A 26,260-nucleotide genomic window follows, 5' to 3' on the forward strand; every position below is an offset into this window, starting at 1 on the left:
TTACGCCAGCGCGGCCGGTAAATTGACCCCATCGCCGATAGTGGAATTCTCGATATTCTGGCGACGAGCGTTGAGATCGTATGGGGGATATGGGGTGAACGAGGAAGAGGCTCAGAAAAGTACTTCACCTGACAGTTCAGCTGATGTCCCCGACGAAGTCATGTCGCCCCCGGCCGCAGGCGGCAGCGAAGGCCGGCAACCCCGCTCTGCGTCGCGGCCGTGGGAGGCCGTGGCCGCAGTCTCTGCCGCTGCCGGGGTGATCGTGGCGCTCGCCGTCGGCCTGCCGAGTGTTCTGTCGGACAGGTCTGCCGAGTCCGATCGCCCCCCGGCCGCTGTGTTCCCGACGTCGGCCCCGGCGCAGGCGCCGTCGCCCAGCCCTGCACCGCCCGTCACGATCCTCACGCCGACGTCGACAGAGGGCGCCACCGTGGAGTGTGTGAAAGACGCCTGCGCCATCGAGGTGCGCGGCAGGACGCGCGCTGCGGCTGGGCTGCATTCGTATGTGCTGATCGCGCGCGAATGTTGCCCAGGAGACACGCCGCGGTTTTACGTGCAGTGGGATTCCACGAAAGAGGTCCCCGGTGGGGACTGGGTCGCTCTGGCCTATGTTCAAAAGCCGCCCGTCAACGCCACGTTTCAGATCAAGGCGATTCTCACGACCTCCGCCGTCCGGGCGACGCCCGGAGCCGATGACCTCATTGTCTGGTCCGACGACATGGCGGAGGCCGCCGGACTCGTCGCGGAGACCCCGACGGTCACCGTGAAAGTCGCGGACGTCGTCCAGGCGACCGCGTTCTGCGACTGCTCATAGCGGGACGCCAGTTACTCGGTGACCCGGCGCAGGAACGCGGCCAGGTGGCCGGTGGTGCGGTCGATCTTCTCGGTCAGGGTGATGGTCTCGTCGATTCGCCGCCCGGCCTCCTTCTTGCCCCGTACATAGAGCGAGCAGGCCAGGTCGGAGCAGACGTACGCGCCCACGGAGTTGCCCTGCCGGCCCTCGCGGCCCGCCTTGCGCGCGGTCATCAGCGACACGCCGTCGCCGGTGTGGGTGGTCAGGCAGAAGGAGCACATGCTGCGCCGTGTCCGCCCGGTCTGCTGCGGCGCCACCCGCAGCGCGACCCCGACGGGGCCGTCGTCGGTCTCGGCGACCAGGTACGCCCGCTGCGGCGCGGCGGGGTCCCGCCAACCGAGGAAGTCGAGGTCGTCCCAGGGGTACGTCTCCAGATCGACCGGTACGGCCATCCGCTTCGCCTCGCCCTGCGTGACGTTGACGAAGGAGGCGCGGATGGCGGGTTCGGTGATGGCTAGCATAGGTTGTAGCCTAGCTCTCCTAGGCAACCGATTAACAAGGCTAGTTTGAGGGGTGTGGCGAGTGGCACGTGCCGGCGTGACGGTCGAGCGGTTGACCCAGGTGGCGGCCGACCTGGCCGACGAGGTGGGCGTCGAGAACGTGACAGTCGCCGCCCTCGCGCGGCACTTCGGGGTGAAGGACGCGAGCCTCTACTTCCACCTCAAGAACGCGCACGACCTGCGCGTCCGAATCGCCCTGCTGGCGCTCGCCGAGCTGGCCGACCACGTCTCCGACGCGCTCGCCGGCCGGGCCGGCAAGGACGCGCTGGTGGCCTTCGCGAACGCGTACCGGGACTATGCGAGGCGGCACCCGGGCCGGTACGCGGCCATGCAGATCGACCTCGATCCCGAGACGGCCGCCGCGAGCGCGGGTATCCGGCACGCGGAGATGACCCGGGCGATTCTGCGCGGCTACCGGCTCGCCGAGCCGGACCAGACCGACGCCATCCGGATGATGCACAGCACGTTCCACGGATTTGTGAGCCTGGAGCGTACCGGCGGTTTCCGCCACACGCCGCGCCCGACGGACGACTCCTGGGCCCGTACCCTCGATGCTCTTGATGCCCTGCTGCGCAACTGGCCGCAACCGTGACGGGCGGGCATGGCCGCCAATGGCCGCCATGCCCGCCCGCCCGCGCCTGCCCGACTCCGCGCCCCGGTCAGGACGTCGAGGGCGGCGTGACGTTCACCAGCCAGTCGGTCCCGAACCTGTCGGTGCACCGGCCGTAGCGGGCGCCCCAGGGTGACCGCGCGAACGGCACCGTGACGCTGCCGCCCACGCAGAGCCGCTCCCAGTACCCGGTGAGTTCCGCTTCGTCGTCACCGCCCAGGGTGATCGACGGCGGGCTACCGGTCCCGTCGTCGCCGGGCTTGCGGTCCGAGCCCATCAGCACGATCCCGGACGCTCCCCGGAGAATCACGTGCGCGACCAGATCGTCGGTCGCCGCGTCGTCGGGTCCGTGCAGGTCGCCGAAAGTGGTGATCTGGAGACCGCCGCCGAACACGGACTGGTAGAACCCCATGGCTTCCCGGGCGTTGCCGGCGAAGCTGAGGTACGGGCTCACCCGGGCGGTCATCGGCCGGCCTCGGCGGCGAGCGGACGTCGCGCGGCGGTCCGCTGTCGGAGCAGGACGAACCCCAGCCCCGCCAGGAACCAGGCGGCGAGCACCGCGAGCGGCACCAGCGTGTGCGAGCCGCCGAAGTAGCCGAAGTTGTTCACCGCGCGGACGGCCGCGCCCGGCGGAAGCTTCGCCGAGATCGCCTGCGCCCAGCCCGGCAGCAGGTCGACGCCGATCGTCGCACCGCTCGTCGCGTTACCGATGGTGGTGAGGGTGAGCACGGCGAGCGCGATACCGATCGGCCCGAGCCAGGCGCCGAGGGCCTTCGTGGTGAAGGCGCTGGCCGCCGACAGCAGGATGAGCGACAGGGCGAGCAGGGGGAACGGCGCCGTCAGTGAGCCGTACACCGGGCCGGCGACCGTGGCCGCGACCACGCCGATCACGACCGCGAACCCGCCCATCGCGTAGAGCCGGTGGCGCAGGCGCACCTTCGCGGTGGCGGCGGTGAGCCCCTGCGCGAGGACGAACGACGAGAGGGTGACCCCGAAGACCACGTAGAAGGCGGACAGCCCGCGACTGTCGTAGCCCGCCAGCGGGACGATGTCGTTCTCCTGGACGGTCATGCCCGCCTGCTTGCCGAGACCGGCGACGAGTTGCCGGGCGGCACCGCTCTCGCTGAACCCGCTCGCGCCGGCGTAGTCGAGGCGCAGGCTGTCGGGCGCGGCCGCGCTGAGAACCGCGACGGCGTCCCCGTCGTGGACCAGGGCGGCACCGTCGTCGACGCTGGTGACCTGGGTTACGGCGACGGCGTCGCCGAACCCGCCGTGGGCGGCGGTGGCCAGTTGCTCGCCGACGACCGCGATCGGCAGGCGGCTCGGTGCGGGATCACGTTGCAGCCCGACGTAGACGGCGATGAACGCCGTACCGATGATCAGCCCGGTGATCACCAGAGAGAGCCAGGCGGCACGCTGGGTGGTGACGGGCGTTTCCCGCTCGGTGGGTGACTCGGATGGCGACGTCATGGGTGCTTCCTCGGGTAGTGTGGTTTGAATGTCCAACCAGACGAACCGTAGCACCCCCGGTTTGAATTCCAAACCAGAGCGGGACACTCTCGCGGTGGCGCTCGACGCGGTCAACGACAGGTGGTCGCTGCACATCGTGCGGGCGCTCGCCTTCGGCGCGTCGCGGTACACCGAGATCCTGCGAGCGGTCGGCGCACCCCGGGACGTCCTCGCCGCCCGGCTGCGGAAACTGGCCGAAACCGGAATCCTGCAGGCCCGTGCCGCCGAGGACGGCAAGGTCGCCGGGTACGAACTCACCCAGAAGGGCCGGGACCTCGGTCAGGTCATCCTCGTGCTCAAGCGCTGGGGCGACACCTACAGCGATGCCGACGTGCCCCAGGTCGACTTCATCCACGACGTCTGTGGCGAGGTGTTCGTCGCCGAGGTCCGTTGCCAGGCGTGCGGCCGGCCCCTGAAGTCCGGAGAACTGTCCCTCGACAAGGAGTCCCCCGCATGCTGACCGACCTCGAACTGGCCGACTGGCGGGAGCGGGTGGCTCGGCTCTACCTGTCCGACGTCGACCTGGCGGGCTTCCGCGCCGGCCGCGACGACCTCTTCGCCACCCACCCGCAGAGCCCCATCCCGCCCGACGAACGGGCCGCCTTCCGGGGCGTGCGGTACTTCCCACCCAACCCGGAGGCCGTGGTCGAAGCGCCGCTACGGCCGGCCAGCGGTGAGCTGAGCATCGACACCGGAGGCCCGGACGGCGTCGTGACGTACCGGCGGGTGGCGGTGGCCGAGACGTCGTGGGGGCCGCTCACGCTGTGGTGGATCGAGGCGTACGGGGGCGGACTGTTCGTGCCGCTGCGCGACGGCACCTGCGGACAGCAGACGTACGGTGGGGGCCGCTACCTCACCGACACGGTGAAGGGCACCTTCGGCCGGGGCGTCGAGCTGCTGCCCGGTGACCGCGTCCGCCTCGACGCTAACTACCTCTACAACCCGAGCTGCGCGTACGACGACCGTTGGGCCTGCCCCCTCGCGCCGTCGGAGAACCGGGTCGACGTCCCGCTGCGCGCCGGCGAGTTGGCCTACCACGACTGACCGGCGAGCGGGAGAACCGGTTACGAACACCGAGCTGACAGCTTCCTGACATGCCTGCGCCAGGGTGGGGCCGAATCGGTCACACGACGGGAAAGAGGCACAGCATGGCGAGGCAGCGCATGGCGTTCCTGGTGTTCGCGGCCGTCATCGTGGCGGCGACCGCCGGATGCGACCCCGGCGGCGCGAAGACCGGTGAAGAACAGCCCGACGTCGCCACCCTCCAGACGGCGACCGCCGCGTCGCCGTCGCGGAGCGCGTCGCCGACCGTCGAGGCGCCGAGGTTCCGCCTCGACGACACCGACGCGGACCGGACCGCGAAGATGAAGCCCTACGACGACTGCCTCAAGCAGCACGGGCTCGACGTCATCGCCATCCGGCAGAAGCGCAAGCCCCCGCTCGGCGACGCCGCCCGGGAGGCCGCCAACAAGGCGTGCGAACCCCTCAACCCGCTCCCACCCTGGGAGGAGGACCCCGCCAACCCGAAGGCCCGCGACTTCACGTACGCCGTGGTCAAGTGCCTGAGGGCGAAGGGCGTGGACGTCGAGCTGTCACCCGACGGAGCGAGCTACGGCTACCGGGGAACACCCGACGACCCGGGCGACGTCGAGAAGGGCATGAGCCTCGCCCTCGTCTGTCGCCGCGAGGTCGCCAAGACCGACTACTAGCTGACCCCCGCCCGGCGCGCGCCGATCTTGCACTTTCGGTCACTGATATGCCCGCTCTGCGCCAATGTGGTAGCGCAGAAAGTGCAAGATCGGCGGCGGGGTGTCGACGGGTCAGCGGGTCAGCGGGTCGTTGCCGGGCGTGAGCCGGGCATCTGCATGCGGCCCAGGAGCTGCCTCGCCTGGTCGGCTAGCTGCGCGTCGACAGTTACCGCGTACTGGCCGGCGCGGAGCGAGCTGGCTGAGGTGAAGTCGCGCTGCCCGCCGGTCATGGCGTGCGCGACCGCGCCGAACACGGCGCCCCAGATCGCGCCGATGACCAGTCCGACCAGGATCACCGCCAGCCAGTTGCCGACGGTGAAGATGCCGAACAGCAGGCCGATGAAGAGCCCGAACCAGGCGCCGGTGCCGGCGCCGAGCAGGGCCGCGCGGCCCGTCGTCATCCGTCCCAGCACCGTCTCGACAAGCGTCAGGTTCGTGCCGACGATGGCGGTGTGCTCCACCGGGAAGCGGTTGTCCGCCAGGTAGTCGACCACCTTCTGCGCGGACGGATAGTCCGGATACGAGCCGATCGTCACGGTGGGTGGGCCACCTTCCGGCCCGTGCCCGTCCGCGCCGGGTGTCGACGGGCGGCCTGCCGGGCCGGACGGAAGCACGTCACCACTGGTTGCGCCGGGCCGCCAGGCGGCGGTCGGCTCCGGGGCTGAGGTCATCAGCATCCTCCCTCGTCAGCCGCCCGGTTTCCCGCAAGTGCCGAGTGGTAACGCCGGGCCGGCGGGCGGGTGCCGCGGCTCGGGAGGCATGCGTGGGGACGGCCCGGGTAGGCAGCCGGGTGCAGACCGCAAAGATCAGCGACCACGGCTTCCTCGCGGACGGCCGCAGCGCGGCTCTGGTGGACCACGCGGGGTCGGTGAACTGGTGGTGCCCGGGTCGGTTCGACGCCCCGTCGGTGTTCGCGCGGCTGATCGGCGAGGACGCCGGGCACTGGTCGATCCGGCCGGAGACCGACGACTTCACCGTCGAACGCAGCTACCTCGACGACACCCTGGTCCTGCGGACCGTCTTCCGCACCGCTGCGGGCGAGGTGGAGTTGACCGACGCGCTCGCCCTGGAACCCGGCGCGCGCGAGCACGACATCGGTTACCGCTCGCCACAGGTGCTGGTCCGCAGCGTGCGGGGCCTCTCCGGCGAGGTGCCGATGCGGGTGCACTACCGGCCCCGGTTCGAGTACGGCCGCACCACGCCGTTCCTCGTCGAGCAGGACGGCGCCCTGGATGCGGTCGGCGGGGCGAGCCGGCTCACCCTGGTCGGCAGCGTGCGGCTGACCTGCGGCGACGGCGAGGCCGCCGCCGCGTTCACCGTCCGCGCCGGCACGACGAACAACTTCACCCTCGGGTACGCCCCGACCTACGACTCGCCCCGGCCGCAGGTGCCCGACGCCGACCGGACCATCGCCGACACGGCCGAGGGGTGGCGCTCCTGGGTCCGCAAGCACGAGTACCAGGGGATCTACGCCGAGCATGTGCGACGCAGCGCGCTGATCGTGCAGGGCATGACGTACCGACCCAGCGGCGCGGTGGTCGCCGCCGTGACGACGTCGCTGCCGGAGGAGCTCGGCGGGGACCGGAACTACGACTACCGGTACGTCTGGGTGCGTGATTTCAGCCTGACCCTGCGGGCGCTCTGGCGGACGGCCTGCTTCGACGAGGTGCAGCGGCAGTTCACCTGGCTCGGCCGGGCGATGGGCCGGATCGACGAGGAGCCGGTGCCCATCATGTACGGGGTGCTGGGGGAGCGGGACCTCACCGAACACCGCCTCGACCAGCTCGCCGGCTACCGCGACAGCCCGCCCGTGATGATCGGTAACGACGCGTGGCGGCAGCGCCAGACCGACGTCTTCGGCGAGGCGATGGACGCGGCCTGGCTCATGCGTGACCGGCTGGAACCGTTGGAGCCGGACGTCTACCACCTGCTGCGGTCCCTCGCCGACAAGGCGGCCCGGGACTGGCCGCTGCCGGACGCGGGGATGTGGGAGGAGCGCGGGGTCGAACACCACCACGTGTCCTCGAAGGTGCACTGCTGGTCGGCGCTGGACCGGGCGGTCCGCTTCGGCGCCCGACTCGGGGAGCCGCAGGACGTGGCCCGCTGGGCGGCCGCCCGCGACAAGGTCCGTGCCGAGGTGCTGGAACGAGGATGGAGCGAGCGGGTCGGGGCGTACACCGGAAGTTATGAATCCGACGACCTGGACGCGTCGGTGCTGGTGATGCCCCTGGTGGGGTTCCTGCCGGCCGACGACGAGCGGATGCGCTCGACGATCCGTGCCGTGGAGGACAAGCTGTCCCACGACGGCCTGCTGCGACGCTGGGACGGCGACCCGGCGGGGTTCCTCATCTGCTCGTTCTGGCTGGTCTGCTGCCTGGCGCTGGCCGGCGAACGGGACCGGGCGCGCGAGTTGTTCGAGACGCTACTGGCGCGACTCAACGATCTGGGACTGTTCGCCGAGCAGATCGACCCGCTGACCGGGGAGCAGTTGGGCAACTTTCCCCAGGCGTTCTCGCACATCGGTCTGATCAACGCCGCCGGTGTGCTCAGCGACGTCGAAGAGGACTCGGCGCTGCGCAGCCTGGGCATGCCGCCCTCCTTCTTCACCCCGGCGTCGCGCTGAGCACGCGGCCCACGTCCGGGAGATGATGCCGGCATGAGGCTGGTGCTCACGGCGGACACGCATCTCCCCAAGCGGGCCCGGGACCTCCCGGAGCAGTTGTGGACGGCGGTCGAGGCGGCGGACGTCGTGCTGCACGCCGGCGACTGGGTCGACGAGTCGCTGCTCGACGCGATGACCGCCCGCGCGCGACGGCTCGTCGCGGTGTACGGCAACAACGACGGGCCGGCGCTGCGCGCCCGGCTGCCCGAGGTGGCCCGCGTGGACCTCGACGGGCTACGGGTGGCCGTGGTGCACGAGACGGGTCCGCGCACCGGCCGCGAACAGCGGTGCGCGGCCCGTTTCCCCGACGTCGACCTGCTGGTCTTCGGGCACTCGCACATCCCCTGGGACACCGTGGCCCCCAACGGGCTGCGCCTGCTCAACCCCGGGTCGCCCACCGACCGCCGCTCTCAGCCACACGCCACCTACATCGAGGCCGAGACGACCCGGGGGAGCCTTACGTCCGTACGCCTGCATATCCTGCCGCGTCGCTGACCAGCGCGCCTACTGGCCCCGGCCCGTCTCGGCCTGGAGCTCGTCGATCCGCTTGGAGGCCTCGGCCTTGGTCAGGTCGTCCGGGAGCGTCGCGTCCGCCTCCCGGGCCAGCGTGGCCAGGTACGACTCCTGGGCCGCCGTGGGCGGCTCGTCGCCGGTGACCCACTCGTCCGGGTCCTTGATCGCGCCGCGCGGGTCGGCCTGATCGTTGCTACGGTCCGTCATCCTCATCACCCTTTCTTCGAACAGGTGTGCCAGTACCCCGATTACCGCCGGTTCATGCCCCCGGACGACGCCTACGATCATCGGATGAGCGTTGACTCGGCGGGCGTGCTGGTGGTCGGGGCGGGCATCGCCGGGGTGGCGTGCGCCGTGGAGCTGACCCGCGCCGGGCTGCCGGTGCGGGTGCGCGAGCGGGGGCACGTCAGTGGCGGCCGGATGGCCAGCAAACGCTTCGACGGTCGCCCCGCCGACATCGGCGCCGCGTACTTCACGGCCAGCGACCCGGACTTCGCCGCCGTGGTCGACGAGTGGCGTGCCGCCGGCCTGGTCCGCGAGTGGACCGACACCTTCTGGGCGTACGACACGAACGGCCGGCACGAGGTGCCCGGCCCGCTGCGCTACGCCGCCCCACGCGGGCTGCGGTCGCTCGTCGAACACCTGGCCCGTCCGGTGCCGGTGACCGTCGACCGGTTGGTGCTCGCCGTGGAACCCGGGCCGACGGTCGACGGCGAGGCGTACGACGCGGTCGCCCTGGCGATGCCGGGACCACAGGCGGCCCTGCTGCTCGATCCGGCCCTGGCCGACGCCACCCGCGTCGTGCAGGCGCAGACCTGGTCGCCGACCCTCGCCGCGGTGCTGCGCTTCGGTTCCCGGCGCTGGCCGACCTTCCGTGGCGCGTTCGTCAACGACCATCCGGTGCTCAGTCTCGTCTGCGACGACGGCGACCGGCGGGGCGACGACGCGCCGGTGCTGGTCGCGCACACCGTGCCGGAGTTCGCCGCCGGGCACCTGGCCCAGCCCAGCGCCGCCGGGCCGGCGATCGAGCAGGCCGTCCGGGACCTGCTCGGTCTGCCCGACGAGGCCGCCGACGTGCACGTGCACCGCTGGACGTACGCCAAGCCGACCGGCGAACCCACCGACGTCACCCACCACCTCGACGCCGACGGGATCGGCCTGGCCGGCGACGCGTTCGGCGCACCCCGTGTGCAGAGCGCCTGGCGCTCCGGCCGGGACCTCGGTCACGCGCTCGTCTCCCGCCTCGGCTGAGGAGTCCCGGCGCGCTCAGGAGTGCCCGGCGACGGCCACCGGCTGGGCCTCGGACTCGGACGGGTCCTCGGTGCGCTCGCCCTCGCGGTCCAGCAGCTGCATCACCGGGGTCGCGGCGACGCCGTGCACCACCACGGACACGAGCACCACCAGTCCGACGGTGGCCCACAGCAGCTCTGCCTGCGGGAAGTCCGCCTTCGTGGTGGCGTACGCCAGGTAGTAGAACGAGCCCACCCCACGGATGCCGAACAGCGAGATCACCCAGTGCTCCGCCGGACGACCGGGCGCGCCGCGCAGCGACAACCAGCCGACGACCGGCCGGATCAGGAAGACCAGCGCCAGCCCGACGGCCGCCGCCGGCCAGGTCAGCGGCGCGAGCAGGCCGCCCACGATCGCGCCGCCGAGCAGCAGCAACAGCACCAGGGTGAGCAGCCGCTCGACCTGCTCGGCGAAGTCGTGCAGCACCGAGTGGAACTCGTGGGTCCGCTCGGCGGCCCGGATGGCCCGCGCGGCCACGAACACCGCCAGGAAGCCGTACCCGCCGGCCACCTCCACCAGCCCGTACGCGAGGAACGTGGCGGCCAGCGCCAGGAACCCCTCGGCGTGCCGGGCCAGCCGCAACTCGCTGGGTGCCCGGAAGAACAGCTTGCCGAGCAGCCAGCCGATGAGCAGGCCGCCGCCCACCCCGACGCCGACCTTCCAGAGCACGTCGACGGTGAACCACTCGGCCATCCACGCGCGCGGGGCGAGGCTGGTCGAGGCGATGGCGATGGCCGCGTAGACGAAGGGGAACGCCAGCCCGTCGTTGAGGCCGGCCTCCGAGGTCAGGGCGAAGCGGACCTCGTCCTCGGAGTCCTCCACATCGGTCGGCTCGCCGACCTGCACGTCTGCGGCGAGCACCGGGTCGGTCGGGGCCAGCGCGGCGGCCAGCAGCAGCGCCGCCGCCGGCACCAGACCGGCCCACCACCAGCCGAGCAGCGCCACCGCCGCGATGCACACCGGCATCGCGATGGCCAGCAGTCGCCAGGTGGAGGACCACCGGGCCCAGCTCAACGGTCGGTCGATCTTCAACCCGGCGCCCATCAGGGCGACGATCACGCCGATCTCGGTGAGGTGGGTGGCCAGCTCGGGATGGGCCAGCGGGTCCGGCGTGGGCAGTTCGATCGGAAGGAGGAAGACCAGCATGCCGAGGGCGAGGAACGCGATCGGCATGGACAGCGGTCGGCGCTCCAACACCCGGGGCAGAATGCCCGCGAGCAGGGCGCCCACGCCCACCAACGCGAACGCCACATCTACCGGCTCCACGGACACCACCCTCTCGCCGCACCCGCACGGTGCGGGCAGGTGGCCACAGACCATGCCCCGCGAGACTGGTGGCTATGCGTGTCGACCCGGACGAACCGGAGTGGGGCTCACCTCGGGCGGGTGAGGGGGGAGTCCGCCAGCTCGGCCAGCAGCGCGGCCGGGTCGTCGTACACCGCCACCGCGCCGGCGCCGGCGAGTTCGCCGCGGCTCGTGCCGCCGCAGGTCAACCCGACGCACGGGATGTCGAGCTTGCCGGCCGCCGCGACGTCCCACACCGAGTCGCCGACGAAGACGACCCGCTCGGCGGCCAGCCCCGACTGATCGAGCGCCGCTTCGAGAATGTCCGGCGCGGGCTTGCTCTCCTTGGCGTCGGCCGACGACGTGACGGTGTCCACCACGTCGTCCGCGTTCAGTGCCCGGCGCAGCGCGCCCACCTCGTGCTCGGCGGCGGAGGTGGCGAGCACCACCCGCAACCCGCGCTCGGCGCAGGCGCGCAGCAGGTCCGCCGCCCGGGGCAGCGGCGTCAGCCGTTCCCAGTACTCGGTGTAGAGGGTGTCGTGCGCCTCGCGCAGCTTCGGATCCTCGTCGCGGTCCCGCTCCGGGCCGAGCAGGTGATCCAGCAGCTTGTCCGAGCCCATGCCGATCGAGCGGTGCACGGTCGCCATCGGTACCGGCCGGTCGGCTTGGCGCAGCGCCTCCCACCAGCTCACCGTGTGCAGGTACGTGGTGTCGACGAGCGTTCCGTCGACGTCGAAGAGCACCCCTTGGGGTTGTTCGTTGGCCATGGCCGCACTCCTACCCCTTCGGCGATCGGCTGACTCGCCCCGCACGGGTCGGTGGGTACGACTCAGTGTGGTTCGGCCGGTGGGACGAGGATCTCGAACCAGACCGTCGAACCGCGCACCGACGGATCGGTGCCCCAAGCGTCACTCAGCTCCTCGATCAGGCCCAGTCCACGCCCGCGACTGCTCAACGTGTCGGTACGGGCCCGGGTCACGGTGCCCCGGGTGCCGGAATCGGCGACCGAGACCAGCAGCCGCTCGGGGCTCAGGTCGATCTCCACCCGGGCGGCCGTGCCGGCGTGCAGCAACGCGTTGGTCGTCAGCTCGCTGGTGCACAGCACCGCCGCCCCGATCACCGACTCGGGCACCTGCCACTCGGTGAGTTGACCGGTCATCCAGTGCCGGACCCGGCTCGGCGCGGTCGGCTCCGCCGGCATCTCCATCGCCGTCGACCGGCTCGGCTTGAGGGCGTGCTCGACCGCCAGCACCGCCACGTCGTCCTCGGTACCGCCGGCCACCGCCGCGGTCGCCACCGCGCAGAGGGCACGAGGGTCGCTGGTACCGGCCTTGGCCACCGCGTCGCCGAGGGCGTCCATCCCGGCGCTCAGGCTCTGCCTGCGCCGCTCCACCACGCCGTCGCTGAACAGCAGCAGGGTGTCGCCGGGCGGGAACGCGACGGTGACGGTGGTCGGTCGTCCGCCCAGTCCCAGCGGGGGAGCGGCCGGCACCTGCACGTACTCGGCGTGCGTGCGGCCGTCGGGCGCGCACCGGCGGATCAGGGGAGCGGGATGACCGGCGCTGGCCAGGGTCAGTTCCCGCCGCTCGGCGTCGATGACCCCGAACGCCACGGTGACGAACAGTTCGTGGCTGCCGGCCTCCGCGCCGAGGCTGGTCACCAACCGGTCCAGACGGGTCAGCACCGCGTCCGGCGCCGGATCGGCCAGGGCCAGCGCGCGCAGGGCCGCCCGCACCTGCCCCATCCGTGCCGCCGCCTGGACGTCGTGCCCGGCGACGTCGCCCAACACCACGCCGAGCGCGCCGGTGGGCAGCAGGAACGCGTCGTAGAAGTCGCCGCCGGCAGCGTTGCCGTCGACCCCGGGGTCGTAGCGGGCCGCGATCCGCAGCCGGGGCAGGTCGGGCAGGTGCTCGGGCAGCATGCTGCGTTGCAGCAACTGGGCGGTGCCGTGCTGGGTCTCGAACCGCCGCGCCCGCTCGGCGGCCTGGCCGATCAGCTCCGCCGCCGCGGCGAGCAGCGCGCGCTCGGCGGCCGACCAGGAGTGTGCGCCCTGGTAGCCGACCGTCAGCCCGCCCCGAACCACCGACGTGCCCAGCGGGAGCGTGGCCATCGAGCGGATCTTCTCGTCATGCCGGTCCACGGCGGTCTCGCGCAGCGGCTGGCCGTCGCGGATGAACCGGGCCTCGCCCGACCGGGCGGCCAGCGCGACGGGACCTTCCCAGTCGGCCGGCGCCCGCCGCCACAGCGGAGGCAGCCGCTCGTCTGCCTCGTCCATCAACTCGCCGCGCACCCGACGCACCATCCGCCAGCCGCCGCCACCCTCGTCGACCACGAACGCCACCCGGTCGGCGTCGAACATTCCGATGGTGTGGCGCAGCGCGACCCGGGCCACGTCGTCGAGGGTGAGGGTGCCGGCGAGCGCGGCGGCCACCTCGCTGAGACTCTGCAACTGCTCGGTGACGTGAGTGGTTTCGGCGGCCACCGTCAGGATTCCGACGATCTGCCCGTCGCTGTCGCGTACGGCCGAGTGACTGCGGGTGAAGACCACCTGTTCGGCACCGCCGTTCTCCCCGATCAGGGGGAGCGTGGACTCCTTCTCCAGGAACGGCACACCCTGGCGGTAGGCGCGCTCGATCGCGTCACCGAAGCCGGGCAGGTCCCAGACCTCGGCGTGGACCTCGGCGGCGGGTCGACCGAGGGCGGTCGGATGCTTGCTCCCCAGCAACTCGGCGTAGCCGTCGTTGTAGAGCAGGACCAGGTCGTCGCCGTACGCCAGCGCCATCGGCATCGGCGAGGCGAGGATCAGCCCCACCACGGCCCGGACCGCCGCGTCCCACCCCTCAGGTGGGCCGAGCGCGGTGGCGGACCAGTCGTGGGCGAGCACGGCTGCCGCGCCGGGGCCGGTGGATGCGCCGGGGGCCGGAATTGATGGCGTGGGGACTCGCCCGACCGTTCCTGGCATGTTCGCAGCCTAGCCGGCCGTCGCTCAGCCGCATCCGATCATGTGCGCGGGTCGCCGACACCCCCGGCGCGGTTGCTGTTCGGGCAGGTCAAGGCCCCTGTTTGTCGACTTGTCGGAAAAATGGCAGTGAGCCGCCCGGACTGCCGTACCGGTGGCCGGGTATGCGCCCGGCGCAGTCCACGCGACAGGAGGGACATCATGCTGAAAACCCTCGCGGTGCGGCAGGCCGACATCGGCGACGCCATCGCCGACACCTGGAGGTCGGTGCTGCTCTTCATCCCGAAGGCAGTGGCCTTCATCGTCATCCTCGTGGTCGGCTGGCTTATCGCCAGAGCGGTCCTCAAGATCGTGGATGCGGTGCTGGAACGGGTGCGCTTCGACGAAGCGGTAGAACGCGGAGGCATCAAACGGGCACTTGAGAGAACGAAGTACGACGCCAGCGACATCCTGGCCAGGTTGGCGTACTACGCCGTCCTGCTGTTCACCCTGCAGTTCGCCTTCGGAGTCTGGGGGCCCAACGCGATCAGTGACCTGATCCGCGGTGTGGTGGCCTGGCTGCCGCGCGCGTTCATCGCGATCGTCATCGTGGTGGTCGCGGCCGCCATCGCCAACGCCGTCCGGGATCTGGTCACCGGGGCGCTGGGCGGACTCTCGTACGGCAAGGTCCTGGCGGACCTGACGGCGATCTTCATCATCGCGCTCGGCGTGATCGCCGCCCTGAACCAGGTGGGTATCGCCACCACGGTCACCACTCCGGTGTTGATCGCGGTCCTCGCAACGGTCGCCGGCATCCTGATCGTCGGCGTCGGCGGTGGCCTGGTCAAGCCGATGCAGAACCGCTGGGACGGCTGGCTGGACCGGGCCGCCCGGGAAGCCCAGGCGGTGCAGGAGCACCGGCGGGCCGCCTCGGCGGGGCGCGGCGACATGGAGCGGCAGATGGCCGACCGTGGCGGCGACCGGACCCAGGCCATGCCCCGGGTCGACGAGCAGTCGACGGTGGCCGGCGGACGTGGCACGTACCAGTCCGGTGCGGCCGACGAAACCCAGCAGTACCGCCCGTAACGGGGCGTGATCGTGCGAGGGAGGGCGTCCACGCGGCTCGCGTGGGCGCCCTCCGCGTGCTCAGGAACGGTCGAGCGAGCGGGCCAGCGCGCAGACGGCGACCAGCCGGGCCAGCGGCCACTCCGGCGCGCTCCAGTCCACCGACCCGCGCGGTGGGGCCCACCCGTGCTCCAGGGCGGCGTCGCGTACCCCCTCGGCGTAGCCGGCGAGCGCCGCGGCCGTCAACGGCCGGCGGTCACCGTCCAGGCTGTCGCGGACGGCGGCGGCGTGCTGGTCGACCAGCGCCAGCAGCCCGGGACGCGCGGCGGCGGCCGCGAGGCCGGCGGTGCCCACGGTGACGGTGAGGGCGGCCAGGGTGGACCGCGCCGACTCGACGGCGGTCGGGGAGGCGACCCGGTTGAACGGCACACGCATGGTGACCGAGGCTAACCGACCGGTGATCGACCGACCTCGGCCGCTCGGTGCTTGTGGGTTGTGCCACCGGACGAGCGACGCTGGCCGCGAGGGTTGATCCGGCACAGACGGGGCACCAGGCACTGGACGACGCAGGACGGCGCAGAGTGTGGGAGCGGCGATGGGGCAGCGGGCGGACGGGCCGGACGAGCAGCACCGGCGGCCGGCCGGGGTGAGCGACGAGACGGTCGCCGCGCTGGGCAAGCTCAGCGAGGCGTTGGAGTGCGTCGAACGGGCCCGCGGACACCTGTACTCGCTGCACCAGCTCATCGGGCACGCCGACCTGATGCTCGACGACGCGATCGAGACGTTCCGCGCGGCCGGGCACCACCGGATCGCCGAGCGGATCGACACCGAGCTGCTGGGCCGCAACGTGATCGCCGGCCGGTGGACCTTCCAGATCGTCGAGGACTTCGACGACGGCTACCACGCGCTGTTCCGGGAGCTGGACCAGCAGGCCCGCGACGAACTGGTGGGCGGGCGGCGACACCTTTACGAGGCGGAGATGAAGGAGCGCCGCCGCACCCGGGGCCAGCCGGGGCACGAGGCCCGCCCGGACTGACACTGGACTGGCGGACGCGAATGATGGGGCCTGATGGGCCGGTCCCCGTCATTCACCAGGAGCGTTCGTGGCCCTGGCCGCCGGACTGTTGCGCCGCTTCGGCTGGTGATCGACCGGGCCAGCCAGGACCTGGGCTGGGAGGGCGCGACCCACGGCACCAGCCTTACCCCCGACCGCACGCTGAAGATCGAGCCGGGCGAGACCGAGGTGGTCGCGAGGCTGTTCGTCGCCGTCCCGGCGACGACGTTCGCCGGCACGGTGGGGGCGTTGGAGCCGTGGTTGGCCCGCGTCGAGCCGCCGGCGGTCGGGGTGGACGGTCGGGGCCGGGGCGCTGAGCGGCGGCGGTCGTGCTGGTGAGCGTGATGCCGGTGAGTCATCTAGATGACTCACCGGCATCACGCTCACCGGGGTGTTGTCACCGTCGGTCGCATGGCGTGGCGGTCGGAACGCCAGAGTTCGTCCCAGGCCGTCGAAGGCCGCGCTACATCATTCTCCACCAAGATCCTTCAAAGACACGGCCTAACGGGCCAGGCGGTCCAGGAGCTCGCCGAGCAGCGCGTGTTCGCCGGGGGTGAGGTCGCCCGGGTCGTCGCCGACCAGCGCACGTAGCGTCAGCGCGGCGCTCGCACGAGTCGCGGGGGCGTCGGTGGGGGCCATGCGCAGGACTCCGGCCAGCGCGGCCTCGCGGACACGTCCGGACAGCTCGAGATCCGGCTCTGGCTGGCTGATCAAGGTGAGCGTGATGCCGACGTTGGCGGCCAACACCTGTTCGGCGGCATCGGCCGCCGGCACCTTGAGTCGGCCCCGGGCGGCGGTCAACCGGTCGCGCAACGCGGCGTGCGCGGGAGCGGTGACGGCGCAGGGCCTTCCCGGCTCTGCGCGGCCGTAGAGCAGCCCGTAGAACGACGGGTGCTCCAGCCCGAACTGTACGTGTCTGTCCCAGCCCTCGCGCAGGTCGTTCAGCGGGTCGCCAGAGTTCTCGATCGCCGTGTACTGGGTGAAGCCGTGGCTCGCCACGGCGTCGATCAGGCCCTGCTTGCTGCCGAAGTGGTGGTACAGCGTCGGGGCCTGCACGCCGGCGCGGTCGCACACCGCCCTGGTGGACACCGTGCCGCCGCTCTCCAGCAGTTCCGCCGCGGCGAGCAGGAGTCGATCTCGTGCGTTCTGCATAGTTGCTACATTAGCTCATGTAGCGCTACATTGCTCGCTATAGCGAAAGGAGAAGTCCATGAGGACTTGGTTCATCACGGGTGGGACGCCCGGCGGGTTCGGCCTCGTCTATGCCGAGGCTGCCCTGGAGCAGGGCGATCAGGTGGTGGTGACCGCGCGTCGGCCTGCTGAGCTGCGGGAGTGGGCTGAGTCCTACGGCGACCGGGTGCTGGTCCTGCAGCTCGACGTCACCGATGCCGACCAGGTGCGTGCGGCGGTCAGGGCGGCCGAGGAGCGGTTCGGCGGGATCGACGTGCTCGTCAACAGCGCGGGCCGTGGCTGGTACGGCTCGATCGAGGGTGCCCCCGACGAGACGATCCGCCGCACGTTCGACCTCAACCTGTTCGCCGTGGTCGAGGTGGTACGCGCCGTCCTGCCCGGTATGCGGGCACGCGGCGACGGTTGGATCGTGAACATGTCGTCGGTGGCAGGCCTCGTCGGCGCGCTGGGGTTCGGCTACTACGCGGCGGCGAAGTTCGCGATCGAAGGACTGTCGGAGACACTGCGCCAGGAAGTCGAGCCGTTCGGCGTGCGCGTGCTCGTCGTGGAGCCGGGAGCGTTCCGCACCAAGGCCTTCGCCTACTTCCAGAACGAGGACGTCAACGAGACCGTCGACGCCTACCTGCCGATGGTCGAGGGCGTCCGGGCGGCGTTCGTGGACCACAACGGAAAGCAGGCGGGAGACCCCGTTCGTGGGGTGCAGGCCGTGATCAGCGCCTTGAACGCACCCGTCCCGCCGAAGCGGATCGTGCTCGGCAACTCCGGCTACGACGCCGTTGTCGCGATGCACGAGAACGCGCTCGCGGAGCTGCGCGCGAACGAGAAGCTCTCCCGTGGAGCGGACTTCTGAGCCTGTCACACACCAGGACGCGCCCGCGTCCTGGCACCCGAGAAGACTGGAGAGAAGAAATGAACGACATCACTCTGCCCAAGGCCGTCGATCACTTCATCACGGCGACCAACGCGCACGATGCGAACGAGCTGGCCGCGGTCTTCGGCGACGGGGCCACCGTGCGCGATGACGGGCAGACCTGGACCGGGGAGGCCGAGATCCGCGAGTGGATCCAGGGGCACCTGATCGACCCCAGGGTCGTGCTCACGCCGACCTCGTTCGCCCACGACCGGCTGGTGGCCTCCGGGGACGGTGATTTCCCTGGCGGGCCCCTGTCCTTCGCCCTCGTGTTCGACATCAAGGACGACCAGATCAGCGGCCTTGCGATCGAGCCCGTCTGATTCGTTGCCGGCCGGAACTGCCGCAGGGCGGTTCCGGCCGGTGACCAGGAACGGGCAGCCAGCGGCACCAGCAGAGCGCCCCTGGCCGGAAGTGCGGTTGGCCGCTCTACTCGCTGGGGGCGTTGGCGGGCCGACGACGGGCGGCGTCGTCGGCGATGATCACGGTGGCCACCATCAGCGCGACGCAGACGCTGAACAGCCACGAGTCGTCGGAGACGAGCCGGGCCGACACCGGCGCCTGGAGCGCGGCGAGCAGGAAGCCGAGCCAGGCGATGCGGCGCTGACGCGTGGAGAGGATTCCGGAGCCTTGATGCATCCCGAAATTCTTACGCGAACACGCGCGTTTGCCGTCCCCCGATCGGCCGATTCTGACTGAGCTGTCCGCTTTCTCGACCGTCCGGACACCACTTCTTGTCGCAGCGGGCGGGCGCCTTCCGACGACGGTACGGTGCGCTGCGGCAGGATGCTGTCCCATGTCCACCTCGCCCCCGCCACCCCGCGCCGCGCTGCTCCTGCTGGCCTACCTCGCGTTCGTCAGCCTCGGCCTGCCGGACGGCCTGCTCGGCGTCGGCTGGCCGTCGATCCGGGCGGACTTCGGCATCCCGACCGAGGCCGTCGGGTTGCTGCTCACCGCGGGCACCGTCGGCTACCTCACCTCCAGCGTGCTGGCCGGGTTCACGCTGGCCCGCATCGGCGTGGGCGCGCTGCTCGCCGGAAGCACCCTGCTCGCCAGCCTGGCGCTGACCGGATACGCCCTGAGCCCCGGGCTGGCGGTGATCGTGGGCTGCGCGCTGCTGCTCGGGCTGGGCTCCGGCGCTGTCGACTCCGGGCTCAACGCGTACGCCGCCGGCGCGTTCGGTCCGCGCCACATGAACTGGCTGCACGCCTTCTTCGGCCTGGGCGTGGCGATCGGTCCACTGATCATGACAGCGGCGCTGAGCGCTGGACTGGCCTGGCGGTGGGGGTACGGCATCGTGGCCGCCGCCCAGCTCGCCCTCGCCACGGCGTTCGCGCTGACCGTACGCGCGTGGCGACGCCGCGATCCCGCTCCCGGGGCGGACGCGGAAACGTCCGACACCGCCGCGCCGGTCCGGGTGCCGGTCCTGGCCACCCTGCGGCTGCCGGTCGTCTGGTCGGGGACACTGGCCTTCGCGCTGTACGTCGCCATCGAGGTGTCCGCCGGGCTGTGGGCGTTCCTGCTGCTCACCCAGGGGCGCGGCCTGACCGGCGCGGTGGCGGGCGGCTGCGTCTCCGCGTACTGGGGGAGTCTCTTCGTCGGCCGGGTGGTGCAGGGGGTGGTGGCCGAACGGCTCGGGCCCCGGCTGGTGTTGCGGGTGAGCCTGGCGGGCATGGCCGTCGGCGCGGCGCTGATCGCCGTCCCCGGCTCGGCCGTGTTGGCCGTGCTCGGCCTGGTCGTGCTCGGTTTCGCCGCCGCGCCGGTGTTCCCGCTGCTCACCCTCACCACCGCCGAGCGGGTCGGCGCGGCGCACGCGGACCGCGCCATCGGGTTGCAGATCGGTGCCGCCGGTCTGGGCGCGGCGCTCGTTCCGGCGGGCCTCGGCGTGCTGATCAGCAACGTGTCGGTACAGGCGCTCGGCCCGTCCCTGGTGGTGCTCGCGCTGGCGCTGATCGTGCTCTACGAGCTGGGCGCCCGCCGGTCGTCCGGGGACGCCGGGCGGACCGGGCCGCCCGGCGTGGACTATCCGTTGTCCGGTCCGGTACGGCCGGTCGTGGAGGGACGGTAGGCGCGCTCCGGGTCGGTCGGCTCCCGCCCCGGCGCCTCGCCGCCCCGGTCGGCCGCAGCCGGCCCGTGCCCGAAGGCGGCCTCCTCGCCGGCGTCGTTGCCGGTCACGTCGTCAGCCTGCCCGTCGATGCTGGAACCCGCCACGGCGCGCTCCAACTCCTCCAGCGGCAGCCGCTCCTCGTCCCGCCACACCCTGTCGTCCGTCATGCCATCAGCGGTACCCGGGCGCGATGATCGCAAACAGGTGCGCCGCGGCCCGGAACACGACGATGGCCGCCGGGAAACCGGCGGCCATCGTTGATCGCGTACGCCCGATCACGGCTGCGGGCGGTCCACCGAGCCACGCCAGGCGCCGGTCTCCTGACCGCGCCGCTCGATGAACGTCTTGAACCGCTCCAGGTCGCCCTTGGCGCGCCGGTCGACGATGCCGAGCTTGTCGCCAGCCTGCTCGACCACACCGTGCGGCTCGAACTCGAGCTGGAGGGTGACCCGGGTCTTGCTCTCGTCCAGGCGGTGGAAGGTCACCACACCCGCCTGCTGGGTGCCGCCGGTCGAACGCCACGCGACCCGCTCGTCGGGAAGCTGCTCGGTGATCTCGGCGTCGAACTCGCGCTTGACACCGGCGATGTCCACCGTCCAGTGGGTCATCGTCTCGGAGAGCTGCCGGACCTCCTGCACGCCCTCCATGAACTGGGGGAACTCCTCGAACTGCGTCCACTGGTCGTACGCGGTCCGCACGGGTACGGAAACCTCAACGTGTTCGGTAACGCCACTCATCGGTCAATCCTCCTTCGGCCGCTGTCTGTCGGATCGGGGGGCGATCACTACCAGCGGGTTGTCTCGTTCTTGTGGCCGAGCGCGGCCCACACCTCGGAGACCGTCTGGTACTCGGTGCCCTCGGGCAGCCGTTCCAGCGCCGCCACGATGTCGTCGGGCGCCTCGTTCTCCCGCGCGCTGGCGATGAGCACCAACCGGTCGCCGGGCAGCGCGCTCATCGAGATGAACCGGCCGAGCCGGCTGCGCTGCTCCACGTCCGTGGAACTCATCCCCTGCGGGGTGCCGGTGCGCAGGTCGCCCGCCGGGGCCGTGGTGGTCTCCGGCTGGTCCTCACCGGCCGGCTCGGGCACCCGGGACTCGTCGACCCGTGAGCCGCCGGTGCCCGGCCCCTGCACGAGGCCGCTGACCTCCTGGCTCATCTGCTCGTCGATCCTCGGTCCGTGCTTGCTGTTGCCACGCTCCATGCCTTCTGCGCTACCCGGCACCCCGCCCGGTAAACCGGCACCCGGTCACGAACCGGCCCTCGGGCCGGACATCCGGTCCCTTTCAGCCCTCGGCCGGCCTGCGTGGCGGCAGCACCGGATCGTCCGCGTCCCGCTCGCCCGCCTGCAACTGCCGGCCGCGCTGCACCTCGGCGTTGATCTGCACGCCGAGCATCAGGGCGCAGTTGGACAGGTAGAGCCAGACCAGGAACGCGATGGCCGCGCCCAGGCTGCCGTAGGTCGTCTGGTAGGTGGCGAAGTTCGCGACGTAGAAGCCGAAACCGAACGACACCACCGCCCAGGAGAGCAGGGCCACCGCGCCGCCGGGGGTGAGCCAGCGGAAACGGGGTTGGCGCACGTTCGGGGCGATCCAGAACAGCAGGGACAGCAGCACCATCATCACCAGGGCGAGCACCGGCCACTTCGCGACGCTCCACACCGTTCGCGCCAGACCACCGGCGTTGATCAGGTCGCCGACCGCGTCGGTGACCGGGCCGCTGACGATCAGAGCGAGGGCGACCACCGCGAGCAGCACCAGCGTCACGGCGGCCAGGCCGATCTGCAACGGCCGCAGCCGCCAGACCGGCCTGCCCTCGGTCACCCCGTAGATGGCGTTCGAGGCGCGGGTGAACGCACCGATGAAGCCCGACGCGGACCACAGCGCGCCGAGCAGACCGAAGCTCAGCAGCACCTTGGCGTTGCTCTGCTGGACGACCACCGAGCGGATCACCCCGACCACGCCGCCGTCGTCGTCGGCCACCACCGAACCGGCGCCCACCTGCTTGGCCAGGTCGACAACCGTGTCGAGGGTCCGCTCGCCCGAGGAGACCAGGCCGACCAGGGCCACCACCACGATGGCGGACGGAAAGAGCGCCAGCACCCCGTAGTAGGTGAGCGCGGCGGCCCAGTCCGAGCAGTTGTCGTTCACGAAGTTCTGCACGCTGCGGACCAGCACCCCGCGCCACGTCCGCCAGCTCAGTTGCCGGATCCGCCCGGGAATCCCCGAACCGGTGAGTGTCGTGCCGGGATCCGTGGTCGTCATGCCCGCTCCCTGTGCCCCGGCCACCGGATGACCGGTCGTCCGGTCTGGCCTGGACCGGCCGGTACCCAGGGCGGGAAATCGACAAACCCGCTCGGCGGCCCGCCGACGCCGCTAGGGTTTGCCGCCGCGCTCGCGGGGAACGGACACAGTGACTCTGTCGATGCATCAGGAGGACGAGATGCCCGCGCGCGAGGACATGCCCAGCACGCTGCGACGCTCCTCGGACAAGGCGCAGCGCACCTGGGAGAAGACCCACGACTCGGCGGTGGAGACCTACGGCGAGGGCGAGCGGTCGCACCGTACCGCCTTCGCGGCGGTGAAGCACCAGTTCGAGAAGGTGGGCGACCACTGGGAGCCCAAGGGCCGTAAGGGCCCGAGCGACCGCCAGGCCGCCGGTGGAGGCCCCGAGCGGCGTGCCCCTACCGCCGGTGGGGTGGACGCCAACGCCAGCAAGGACCACCTGATGTCGGTGGCCCGCAAGCTGGACGTGCCGGGCCGGTCCAGCATGACCAAGTCGGAGCTGGTCACGGCCATCGAGAAGGCCAACGACCGGGCGACCCGCAAGGCTCGCGGCGACTGACCCACGCGCAGCGTGGCACGGGGCGGACGCGCCACCCCTGCGTCCGCCCCGTGCCGCTTTGACCGTTTACCACCGCCCGCCGCCGGGCGCCTCGATGTGCACCGCCTTCGTGGCCGTGAACTCGTCCAGCAGCTCCGGGCCGTAGCCGAAGCCCTGCCCGCTGGACCGGCGCGGATGCGCGGCTCCGCCCGGCGCCCCACCGAACACCGCGTTGACCTTCACGGTGCCCACCGGCAGCTCCCGCCAGGCCCGCTGCGCGTGGCTCATCGACGCGGTCAGCACCGTGGCCGCCAGCCCGTACGGGGAGTCCGCCGCACAGGTCAGCGCCTCGTCGAACGAGTCGACCACCACCACCGGGGCGACCGGCCCGAACGTCTCCTCGCGTACCAACGCCATGTCGTGCCGGCAGTCGGCGACCACGGTGGCCGGGTAGTACGCGCCCGGTCCGTCCGGCAGCTCCCCGCCGGTGCGTACCCGCGCGCCGGCCGCCACCGCCGCCGTCACCTGTCCGTGCACGTGGTCGCGGTGCCGCCGGTCGACGAGCGGGCCCAACTCGGTGCCCGGGTCGCGCCCCGGCCCGACCCGCAACGCGTCGGCCCGACGCACCAGCGCCGCCACGAAGTCGTCGGCCAGGTCGCGATGTACGTAGATCCGCTCCACCGCGACGCAGATCTGCCCGGCGTTGGCGAACGCGCCGAGCGCGGCCTGTTGCGCCGCCCACTCGGGGTCGACACCCGCGTCGACGATGAGCGGGTCGCTGCCGCCGTTCTCCAGCAGCACCTTCGCGCCGGTGCCGGCAGCGGCGGCGGCGATCTTGCGCCCGGTGGCGGTGGACCCGAAGTGCGCGATCACGTCCACGTCCTGCGCGGCCAGCGCCGCGCCGACCTCCGGGCCGCCGGTGAGCAGGGACAGCACGCCCGCCGGCAACGCCCCGTCCAGGGCCCGGGCCAGCAGCCAACCCGTCGCGGGCGTCCGCTCGCTCGGCTTGTAGAGCACCACGTTGCCGGTGACCAGGGCCGCGCCGAGCAGCCCGCACGAGACCGCCACCGGGTCGTTCCAGGGGGTGATCGCGGCGACCACGCCGCGCGGCTGTGGAGTCATGAAGTCCACCGCGTCGGTCGCGCCGTGCAATGTCCGTCCGCCGCGCAGCGGCGCGAGTTCCGCGTACTGTCGCAGGGTGCCGATGCCCGCCTCGACGCCGCCGCGGGCGTCCGCGAGTGGCTTGCCCATCTCCGCGGTGACCGCCGCCGCCAGCTCGTCGGTGAGCGCCGCGACCGCGTCCGCGGCCCGGTGCAGGGTCGCCGCCCGCTCGGCCGGCGCGGTCGCCGCCCACTCGTCGGCCGCCTCGCGTGCCGCCTGGGCCGCCTTGCCGACCTCGTCGGCCGTGGCGACCGGCGCCGAGGTGACCGGTTCGCCGTCCGCCGGATCACACACGACCAGCTCGCCGCCGGACCCGCCCGCGCCCCACACCCCGCCCACCAGCTGCGCAACCGTGTACATGCGGCGCTGGATGCCCGGGTCCCGGCGAGACAAACGCGTTTCGCCCGGTTGCGCCCCGGGTAGGCGGGTCGGATGACTACCACCGGCGCGCAGGGCGCGGACGCCGTCGTCATCGGCGCCGGGCACAACGGCCTGGTCGCGGCGAACCTGCTGGCCGACGCCGGGTGGGACGTGGTCGTGCTGGAAGCGACCGCCGTACCCGGCGGCGCCGTCCAGTCGGCCGAGGTGACCGCGCCGGGCTATCTGAGCGACCTCTACAGCTCGTTCTACCCCCTCGGGTACGCCTCGCCCGTGCTCAACGGCCTCGACCTGGGCCGCCACGGGTTGTCCTGGCGGCACGCCCCGGACGTGCTGGCGCACCTGCTGCCCGACGGGCGGGCCGCGGTGATCAACCGGGACCCGGACGCCACGGCCGCCTCGTTGGAACAGTTCGCCCCCGGGGACGGGAAGCGCTGGCTGAACGCGTACACGGACTGGCTCGAGGTGGCCGAGCCGATGTTGACGGCGATCACCACGCCGTTCCCGCCGGTACGCGGCGGACTGGGTCTGCTGCGCCGGCTGCGGGTCGCGGGGGCGCTGCGGCTGGCCCGCCGACTCGTGGTGCCGGTGCGCAAACTCGGCGACGAGCTGTTCGACGGCGAGGGGGGCCCGGCGCTGCTCGCCGGGTGCGCCCTGCACACCGACCTGTCCCCCGAGGAGGCCGGCTCCGGCGTGTACGGCTGGCTGCTGGCCATGCTCGGCCAGCAGGTCGGCTGGCCGGTGCCCGACGGCGGCGCGCGGCGGATCACCGACGCATTGGTGGACCGCCTCGCCGAACGCGGCGGCCGCATCCTGTACGGCGCGCGCGTCGACCGGGTGCTCACCGCGCGCGGCCGGGCGATGGGCGTACGCACCGAGGGCGGCACGCTGTGGCGGGCCCGGCGGGCGGTCCTCGCCGACGTGCCGGCGCCCGCCCTCTACCTCGACCTCGTCGGTGCGGCGGTCCTGCCGTCGCGGCTCGTGGAGGACCTGGCGCACTTCCGGTGGGACGGCTCGACGCTGAAGGTGGACTGGGCGCTCTCCGCCCCCGTCCCGTGGACCAACCGGGCGATCGCCGGGGCCGGCACGGTGCACCTCGGCGCGGACCTCGACGGGCTGACCCGCTACGCCGGCGAGCTGGCCCGGGGTGAGCTGCCCCGCGACCCGTTCCTGCTGGTCGGGCAGATGTCCGTGGCCGACCCCAGCCACTCGCCGCCGGGCACCGAGTCGCTCTGGTCGTACACCCACCTGCCGTTCCGCCGGAACTGGCGGGCCGAGGACATCGCCGAACACGTGCAGCGCATGGAGGACGTGCTCGAAGCGGCGGCCCCGGGTTTCCGGCAGCTCATCGTGGGCCGGCACGTGGCCGGACCGGCCGACCTGGAGAAGGGCGATCCGAGCCTGGTCGGCGGCGCGCTGGGCGGGGGCACCGCCGCCGCGTACCAACAGTTGTTCCTGCGCCCGATCCCCGGCCTGGGCCGCGCGGACACCCCGGTGGACCGGCTCTTCCTGGCCAGTTCGTCGGCGCACCCGGGCGGTGGGGTGCACGGCGCGCCGGGCGCGAACGCGGCCCGCGCGGCCCTGGCCCGCGACCGCGCCCTAACCGGCACCGCCTACAAGGCGGCCGTAACCACAGCCCACCGAGCGATCTACCCCCCCACCTGACGCGG

Annotated in this window: 31 protein-coding genes and 1 pseudogene; 16 read left to right on the forward strand and 16 right to left on the reverse strand. The window is 72.2% G+C overall.

Going from position 1 to position 26,260, the window contains the following annotated elements; translation table 11 throughout:
* Positions 1-94: 94 nt before the first annotated feature.
* A complete protein-coding gene (locus ACQP03_RS12140; protein ID WP_357173407.1) occupies positions 95-811 on the forward strand; it encodes a hypothetical protein in 717 nt (238 codons plus the stop codon).
* An 11-nt stretch (positions 812-822) separates the two neighbouring features.
* On the opposite strand, the gene ACQP03_RS12145 is transcribed toward ACQP03_RS12140, so the two are convergent.
* Positions 823-1,311, reverse strand: a complete 489-nt coding sequence (locus ACQP03_RS12145) for an FBP domain-containing protein (protein WP_357119799.1) — start codon at positions 1,309-1,311, stop codon at positions 823-825.
* 61 nt (positions 1,312-1,372) lie between these two features.
* Between ACQP03_RS12145 and ACQP03_RS12150 the strand changes: the two genes are divergently transcribed.
* Positions 1,373-1,942, forward strand: coding sequence for a TetR/AcrR family transcriptional regulator (locus ACQP03_RS12150; protein ID WP_357119796.1), 570 nt, complete (start codon positions 1,373-1,375; stop codon positions 1,940-1,942).
* Positions 1,943-2,009: 67 nt separating this feature from the next.
* Here the strand turns inward: ACQP03_RS12150 and ACQP03_RS12155 are convergent, their stop codons facing one another.
* Positions 2,010-2,426 (reverse strand): VOC family protein, encoded by a 417-nt coding sequence (locus tag ACQP03_RS12155; protein ID WP_357173410.1) that lies wholly within the window; start codon positions 2,424-2,426, stop codon positions 2,010-2,012.
* Entirely contained in the window at positions 2,423-3,430 is a 1,008-nt protein-coding gene (locus tag ACQP03_RS12160; RefSeq protein WP_433460899.1) for a hypothetical protein, read from the reverse strand. Before ACQP03_RS12160 ends, ACQP03_RS12155 begins: the two co-directional genes overlap by 4 nt.
* A 61-nt stretch (positions 3,431-3,491) precedes the next feature.
* Between ACQP03_RS12160 and ACQP03_RS12165 the strand changes: the two genes are divergently transcribed.
* The 3 genes from ACQP03_RS12165 to ACQP03_RS12175 all read left to right on the forward strand — a co-directional run bounded on the left by ACQP03_RS12165 (position 3,492) and on the right by ACQP03_RS12175 (position 5,178).
* Positions 3,492-3,929, forward strand: coding sequence for a winged helix-turn-helix transcriptional regulator (locus ACQP03_RS12165; RefSeq protein WP_357119787.1), 438 nt, complete (start codon positions 3,492-3,494; stop codon positions 3,927-3,929).
* Positions 3,926-4,513: a DUF1684 domain-containing protein gene (locus tag ACQP03_RS12170; protein ID WP_433461155.1), complete on the forward strand. Its 588-nt coding sequence runs from the start codon at positions 3,926-3,928 to the stop codon at positions 4,511-4,513. Before ACQP03_RS12165 ends, ACQP03_RS12170 begins: the two co-directional genes overlap by 4 nt.
* A 104-nt stretch (positions 4,514-4,617) precedes the next feature.
* Positions 4,618-5,178: a hypothetical protein gene (locus ACQP03_RS12175; RefSeq protein WP_357119784.1), complete on the forward strand. Its 561-nt coding sequence runs from the start codon at positions 4,618-4,620 to the stop codon at positions 5,176-5,178.
* Between the two features lie 119 nt (positions 5,179-5,297).
* Here the strand turns inward: ACQP03_RS12175 and ACQP03_RS12180 are convergent, their stop codons facing one another.
* Positions 5,298-5,888, reverse strand: a complete 591-nt coding sequence (locus tag ACQP03_RS12180; protein WP_357119781.1) for a general stress protein — start codon at positions 5,886-5,888, stop codon at positions 5,298-5,300.
* Positions 5,889-6,007: 119 nt separating this feature from the next.
* Here ACQP03_RS12180 and ACQP03_RS12185 point away from each other — a divergent pair, with 119 nt between their 5' ends.
* Both ACQP03_RS12185 and ACQP03_RS12190 read left to right on the forward strand, forming a co-directional pair.
* Positions 6,008-7,840 carry a glycoside hydrolase family 15 protein gene (locus tag ACQP03_RS12185; RefSeq protein ID WP_357173418.1) on the forward strand — a complete coding sequence of 611 codons (1,833 nt, stop codon included), beginning with the start codon at positions 6,008-6,010 and terminating at the stop codon, positions 7,838-7,840.
* A 33-nt stretch (positions 7,841-7,873) separates the two neighbouring features.
* On the forward strand, positions 7,874-8,374 hold the full coding sequence (locus tag ACQP03_RS12190; RefSeq protein ID WP_357173421.1) for a metallophosphoesterase family protein: 501 nt from the start codon (positions 7,874-7,876) through the stop codon (positions 8,372-8,374).
* A gap of 9 nt (positions 8,375-8,383) precedes the next feature.
* Here the strand turns inward: ACQP03_RS12190 and ACQP03_RS12195 are convergent, their stop codons facing one another.
* Complete coding sequence (locus ACQP03_RS12195; protein WP_357119772.1) at positions 8,384-8,599, reverse strand: DUF3072 domain-containing protein; 216 nt, start codon at positions 8,597-8,599, stop codon at positions 8,384-8,386.
* A gap of 105 nt (positions 8,600-8,704) precedes the next feature.
* Here ACQP03_RS12195 and ACQP03_RS12200 point away from each other — a divergent pair, with 105 nt between their 5' ends.
* Positions 8,705-9,643, forward strand: a complete 939-nt coding sequence (locus ACQP03_RS12200; protein WP_357120759.1) for an NAD(P)/FAD-dependent oxidoreductase — start codon at positions 8,705-8,707, stop codon at positions 9,641-9,643.
* Between the two features lie 15 nt (positions 9,644-9,658).
* Here the strand turns inward: ACQP03_RS12200 and ACQP03_RS12205 are convergent, their stop codons facing one another.
* From ACQP03_RS12205 to ACQP03_RS12215, 3 genes are all read right to left on the reverse strand, one after another.
* Positions 9,659-10,948 (reverse strand): cation:proton antiporter domain-containing protein, encoded by a 1,290-nt coding sequence (locus ACQP03_RS12205; RefSeq protein ID WP_357173426.1) that lies wholly within the window; start codon positions 10,946-10,948, stop codon positions 9,659-9,661.
* Positions 10,949-11,055: 107 nt separating this feature from the next.
* Positions 11,056-11,733 (reverse strand): HAD family hydrolase, encoded by a 678-nt coding sequence (locus ACQP03_RS12210; protein ID WP_355053431.1) that lies wholly within the window; start codon positions 11,731-11,733, stop codon positions 11,056-11,058.
* A gap of 62 nt (positions 11,734-11,795) precedes the next feature.
* Positions 11,796-13,928 (reverse strand): ATP-binding SpoIIE family protein phosphatase, encoded by a 2,133-nt coding sequence (locus ACQP03_RS12215; RefSeq protein ID WP_357393123.1) that lies wholly within the window; start codon positions 13,926-13,928, stop codon positions 11,796-11,798.
* Positions 13,929-14,126: 198 nt separating this feature from the next.
* Between ACQP03_RS12215 and ACQP03_RS12220 the strand changes: the two genes are divergently transcribed.
* Positions 14,127-14,990: a mechanosensitive ion channel family protein gene (locus ACQP03_RS12220; protein ID WP_357119761.1), complete on the forward strand. Its 864-nt coding sequence runs from the start codon at positions 14,127-14,129 to the stop codon at positions 14,988-14,990.
* A 60-nt stretch (positions 14,991-15,050) separates the two neighbouring features.
* On the opposite strand, the gene ACQP03_RS12225 is transcribed toward ACQP03_RS12220, so the two are convergent.
* Positions 15,051-15,404 carry a DUF6401 family natural product biosynthesis protein gene (locus ACQP03_RS12225; RefSeq protein ID WP_357119758.1) on the reverse strand — a complete coding sequence of 118 codons (354 nt, stop codon included), beginning with the start codon at positions 15,402-15,404 and terminating at the stop codon, positions 15,051-15,053.
* Positions 15,405-15,564: 160 nt separating this feature from the next.
* Between ACQP03_RS12225 and ACQP03_RS12230 the strand changes: the two genes are divergently transcribed.
* Positions 15,565-16,005: a hypothetical protein gene (locus tag ACQP03_RS12230; RefSeq protein WP_357119755.1), complete on the forward strand. Its 441-nt coding sequence runs from the start codon at positions 15,565-15,567 to the stop codon at positions 16,003-16,005.
* 99 nt (positions 16,006-16,104) lie between these two features.
* Positions 16,105-16,338, forward strand: a pseudogene (locus ACQP03_RS12235) (hypothetical protein); the annotation flags it as partial.
* Positions 16,339-16,524: 186 nt separating this feature from the next.
* Here the strand turns inward: ACQP03_RS12235 and ACQP03_RS12240 are convergent.
* Positions 16,525-17,175: a TetR/AcrR family transcriptional regulator gene (locus ACQP03_RS12240; RefSeq protein WP_357119752.1), complete on the reverse strand. Its 651-nt coding sequence runs from the start codon at positions 17,173-17,175 to the stop codon at positions 16,525-16,527.
* A 58-nt stretch (positions 17,176-17,233) separates the two neighbouring features.
* Here ACQP03_RS12240 and ACQP03_RS12245 point away from each other — a divergent pair, with 58 nt between their 5' ends.
* Positions 17,234-18,064: an SDR family NAD(P)-dependent oxidoreductase gene (locus tag ACQP03_RS12245; RefSeq protein ID WP_357119749.1), complete on the forward strand. Its 831-nt coding sequence runs from the start codon at positions 17,234-17,236 to the stop codon at positions 18,062-18,064.
* Positions 18,065-18,123: 59 nt separating this feature from the next.
* Positions 18,124-18,447, forward strand: a complete 324-nt coding sequence (locus ACQP03_RS12250; RefSeq protein WP_357119746.1) for a nuclear transport factor 2 family protein — start codon at positions 18,124-18,126, stop codon at positions 18,445-18,447.
* Between the two features lie 106 nt (positions 18,448-18,553).
* Here ACQP03_RS12250 and ACQP03_RS12255 read toward each other — a convergent pair whose 3' ends face one another.
* Positions 18,554-18,763 carry a hypothetical protein gene (locus tag ACQP03_RS12255; protein WP_357119743.1) on the reverse strand — a complete coding sequence of 70 codons (210 nt, stop codon included), beginning with the start codon at positions 18,761-18,763 and terminating at the stop codon, positions 18,554-18,556.
* Positions 18,764-18,920: 157 nt separating this feature from the next.
* Here ACQP03_RS12255 and ACQP03_RS12260 point away from each other — a divergent pair, with 157 nt between their 5' ends.
* On the forward strand, positions 18,921-20,192 hold the full coding sequence (locus ACQP03_RS12260) for an MFS transporter (protein WP_357119740.1): 1,272 nt from the start codon (positions 18,921-18,923) through the stop codon (positions 20,190-20,192).
* On the opposite strand, the gene ACQP03_RS12265 is transcribed toward ACQP03_RS12260, so the two are convergent.
* The 4 genes from ACQP03_RS12265 to ACQP03_RS12280 form a co-directional block, all read right to left on the reverse strand.
* Positions 20,147-20,398 carry a hypothetical protein gene (locus tag ACQP03_RS12265; protein WP_355053421.1) on the reverse strand — a complete coding sequence of 84 codons (252 nt, stop codon included), beginning with the start codon at positions 20,396-20,398 and terminating at the stop codon, positions 20,147-20,149. The two genes, ACQP03_RS12260 and ACQP03_RS12265, sit on opposite strands and share 46 nt — an antisense overlap.
* Before the next feature lie 108 nt (positions 20,399-20,506).
* Positions 20,507-20,968, reverse strand: a complete 462-nt coding sequence (locus tag ACQP03_RS12270; RefSeq protein ID WP_357119737.1) for an SRPBCC family protein — start codon at positions 20,966-20,968, stop codon at positions 20,507-20,509.
* Between the two features lie 47 nt (positions 20,969-21,015).
* Positions 21,016-21,432, reverse strand: a complete 417-nt coding sequence (locus tag ACQP03_RS12275; RefSeq protein WP_007458076.1) for a DUF2795 domain-containing protein — start codon at positions 21,430-21,432, stop codon at positions 21,016-21,018.
* An 82-nt stretch (positions 21,433-21,514) separates the two neighbouring features.
* Positions 21,515-22,492, reverse strand: a complete 978-nt coding sequence (locus tag ACQP03_RS12280) for a YihY/virulence factor BrkB family protein (protein ID WP_433460900.1) — start codon at positions 22,490-22,492, stop codon at positions 21,515-21,517.
* Positions 22,493-22,670: 178 nt separating this feature from the next.
* Between ACQP03_RS12280 and ACQP03_RS12285 the strand changes: the two genes are divergently transcribed.
* Complete coding sequence (locus tag ACQP03_RS12285) at positions 22,671-23,072, forward strand: ChaB family protein (RefSeq protein WP_357119731.1); 402 nt, start codon at positions 22,671-22,673, stop codon at positions 23,070-23,072.
* Between the two features lie 66 nt (positions 23,073-23,138).
* Here ACQP03_RS12285 and ACQP03_RS12290 read toward each other — a convergent pair whose 3' ends face one another.
* Positions 23,139-24,572: an aldehyde dehydrogenase family protein gene (locus tag ACQP03_RS12290; protein WP_433460901.1), complete on the reverse strand. Its 1,434-nt coding sequence runs from the start codon at positions 24,570-24,572 to the stop codon at positions 23,139-23,141.
* Between the two features lie 72 nt (positions 24,573-24,644).
* On the opposite strand from ACQP03_RS12290, the gene ACQP03_RS12295 reads away from it, so the two are divergent.
* The gene (locus tag ACQP03_RS12295) at positions 24,645-26,255 is read left to right on the forward strand and encodes a phytoene desaturase family protein (protein ID WP_357119725.1); all 1,611 of its coding nucleotides are present in this window, start codon (positions 24,645-24,647) and stop codon (positions 26,253-26,255) included.
* Positions 26,256-26,260: the final 5 nt, after the last annotated feature.

The sequence above is a fragment of the Micromonospora sp. CA-248212 genome (assembly GCF_050948405.1).
In the GTDB taxonomy this organism is placed as follows: Bacteria; Actinomycetota; Actinomycetes; order Mycobacteriales; family Micromonosporaceae; genus Micromonospora.

Bases quoted from the DNA above. Each gene is read 5' to 3' on its own strand.
- ACQP03_RS12295 (WP_357119725.1), top strand. From the start codon at position 24,645: ATGACTACCACCGGCGCGCAGGGCGCGGACGCCGTCGTCATCGGCGCC.
- ACQP03_RS12190 (WP_357173421.1), top strand. From the start codon at position 7,874: ATGAGGCTGGTGCTCACGGCGGACACGCATCTCCCCAAGCGGGCCCGG.
- ACQP03_RS12260 (WP_357119740.1), top strand. From the start codon at position 18,921: ATGTCCACCTCGCCCCCGCCACCCCGCGCCGCGCTGCTCCTGCTGGCC.
- ACQP03_RS12155 (WP_357173410.1), bottom strand. From the start codon at position 2,426: ATGACCGCCCGGGTGAGCCCGTACCTCAGCTTCGCCGGCAACGCCCGG.
- ACQP03_RS12255 (WP_357119743.1), bottom strand. From the start codon at position 18,763: ATGCATCAAGGCTCCGGAATCCTCTCCACGCGTCAGCGCCGCATCGCC.
- ACQP03_RS12175 (WP_357119784.1), top strand. From the start codon at position 4,618: ATGGCGAGGCAGCGCATGGCGTTCCTGGTGTTCGCGGCCGTCATCGTG.
- ACQP03_RS12230 (WP_357119755.1), top strand. From the start codon at position 15,565: ATGGGGCAGCGGGCGGACGGGCCGGACGAGCAGCACCGGCGGCCGGCC.
- ACQP03_RS12180 (WP_357119781.1), bottom strand. From the start codon at position 5,888: ATGACCTCAGCCCCGGAGCCGACCGCCGCCTGGCGGCCCGGCGCAACC.
- ACQP03_RS12250 (WP_357119746.1), top strand. From the start codon at position 18,124: ATGAACGACATCACTCTGCCCAAGGCCGTCGATCACTTCATCACGGCG.
- ACQP03_RS12285 (WP_357119731.1), top strand. From the start codon at position 22,671: ATGCCCGCGCGCGAGGACATGCCCAGCACGCTGCGACGCTCCTCGGAC.
- ACQP03_RS12210 (WP_355053431.1), bottom strand. From the start codon at position 11,733: ATGGCCAACGAACAACCCCAAGGGGTGCTCTTCGACGTCGACGGAACG.
- ACQP03_RS12280 (WP_433460900.1), bottom strand. From the start codon at position 22,492: ATGACGACCACGGATCCCGGCACGACACTCACCGGTTCGGGGATTCCC.
- ACQP03_RS12240 (WP_357119752.1), bottom strand. From the start codon at position 17,175: ATGCAGAACGCACGAGATCGACTCCTGCTCGCCGCGGCGGAACTGCTG.
- ACQP03_RS12215 (WP_357393123.1), bottom strand. From the start codon at position 13,928: ATGCCAGGAACGGTCGGGCGAGTCCCCACGCCATCAATTCCGGCCCCC.
- ACQP03_RS12270 (WP_357119737.1), bottom strand. From the start codon at position 20,968: ATGAGTGGCGTTACCGAACACGTTGAGGTTTCCGTACCCGTGCGGACC.
- ACQP03_RS12145 (WP_357119799.1), bottom strand. From the start codon at position 1,311: ATGCTAGCCATCACCGAACCCGCCATCCGCGCCTCCTTCGTCAACGTC.
- ACQP03_RS12195 (WP_357119772.1), bottom strand. From the start codon at position 8,599: ATGACGGACCGTAGCAACGATCAGGCCGACCCGCGCGGCGCGATCAAG.
- ACQP03_RS12265 (WP_355053421.1), bottom strand. From the start codon at position 20,398: ATGACGGACGACAGGGTGTGGCGGGACGAGGAGCGGCTGCCGCTGGAG.
- ACQP03_RS12160 (WP_433460899.1), bottom strand. From the start codon at position 3,430: ATGACGTCGCCATCCGAGTCACCCACCGAGCGGGAAACGCCCGTCACC.
- ACQP03_RS12275 (WP_007458076.1), bottom strand. From the start codon at position 21,432: ATGGAGCGTGGCAACAGCAAGCACGGACCGAGGATCGACGAGCAGATG.
- ACQP03_RS12245 (WP_357119749.1), top strand. From the start codon at position 17,234: ATGAGGACTTGGTTCATCACGGGTGGGACGCCCGGCGGGTTCGGCCTC.
- ACQP03_RS12220 (WP_357119761.1), top strand. From the start codon at position 14,127: ATGCTGAAAACCCTCGCGGTGCGGCAGGCCGACATCGGCGACGCCATC.
- ACQP03_RS12225 (WP_357119758.1), bottom strand. From the start codon at position 15,404: ATGCGTGTGCCGTTCAACCGGGTCGCCTCCCCGACCGCCGTCGAGTCG.
- ACQP03_RS12290 (WP_433460901.1), bottom strand. From the start codon at position 24,572: ATGTACACGGTTGCGCAGCTGGTGGGCGGGGTGTGGGGCGCGGGCGGG.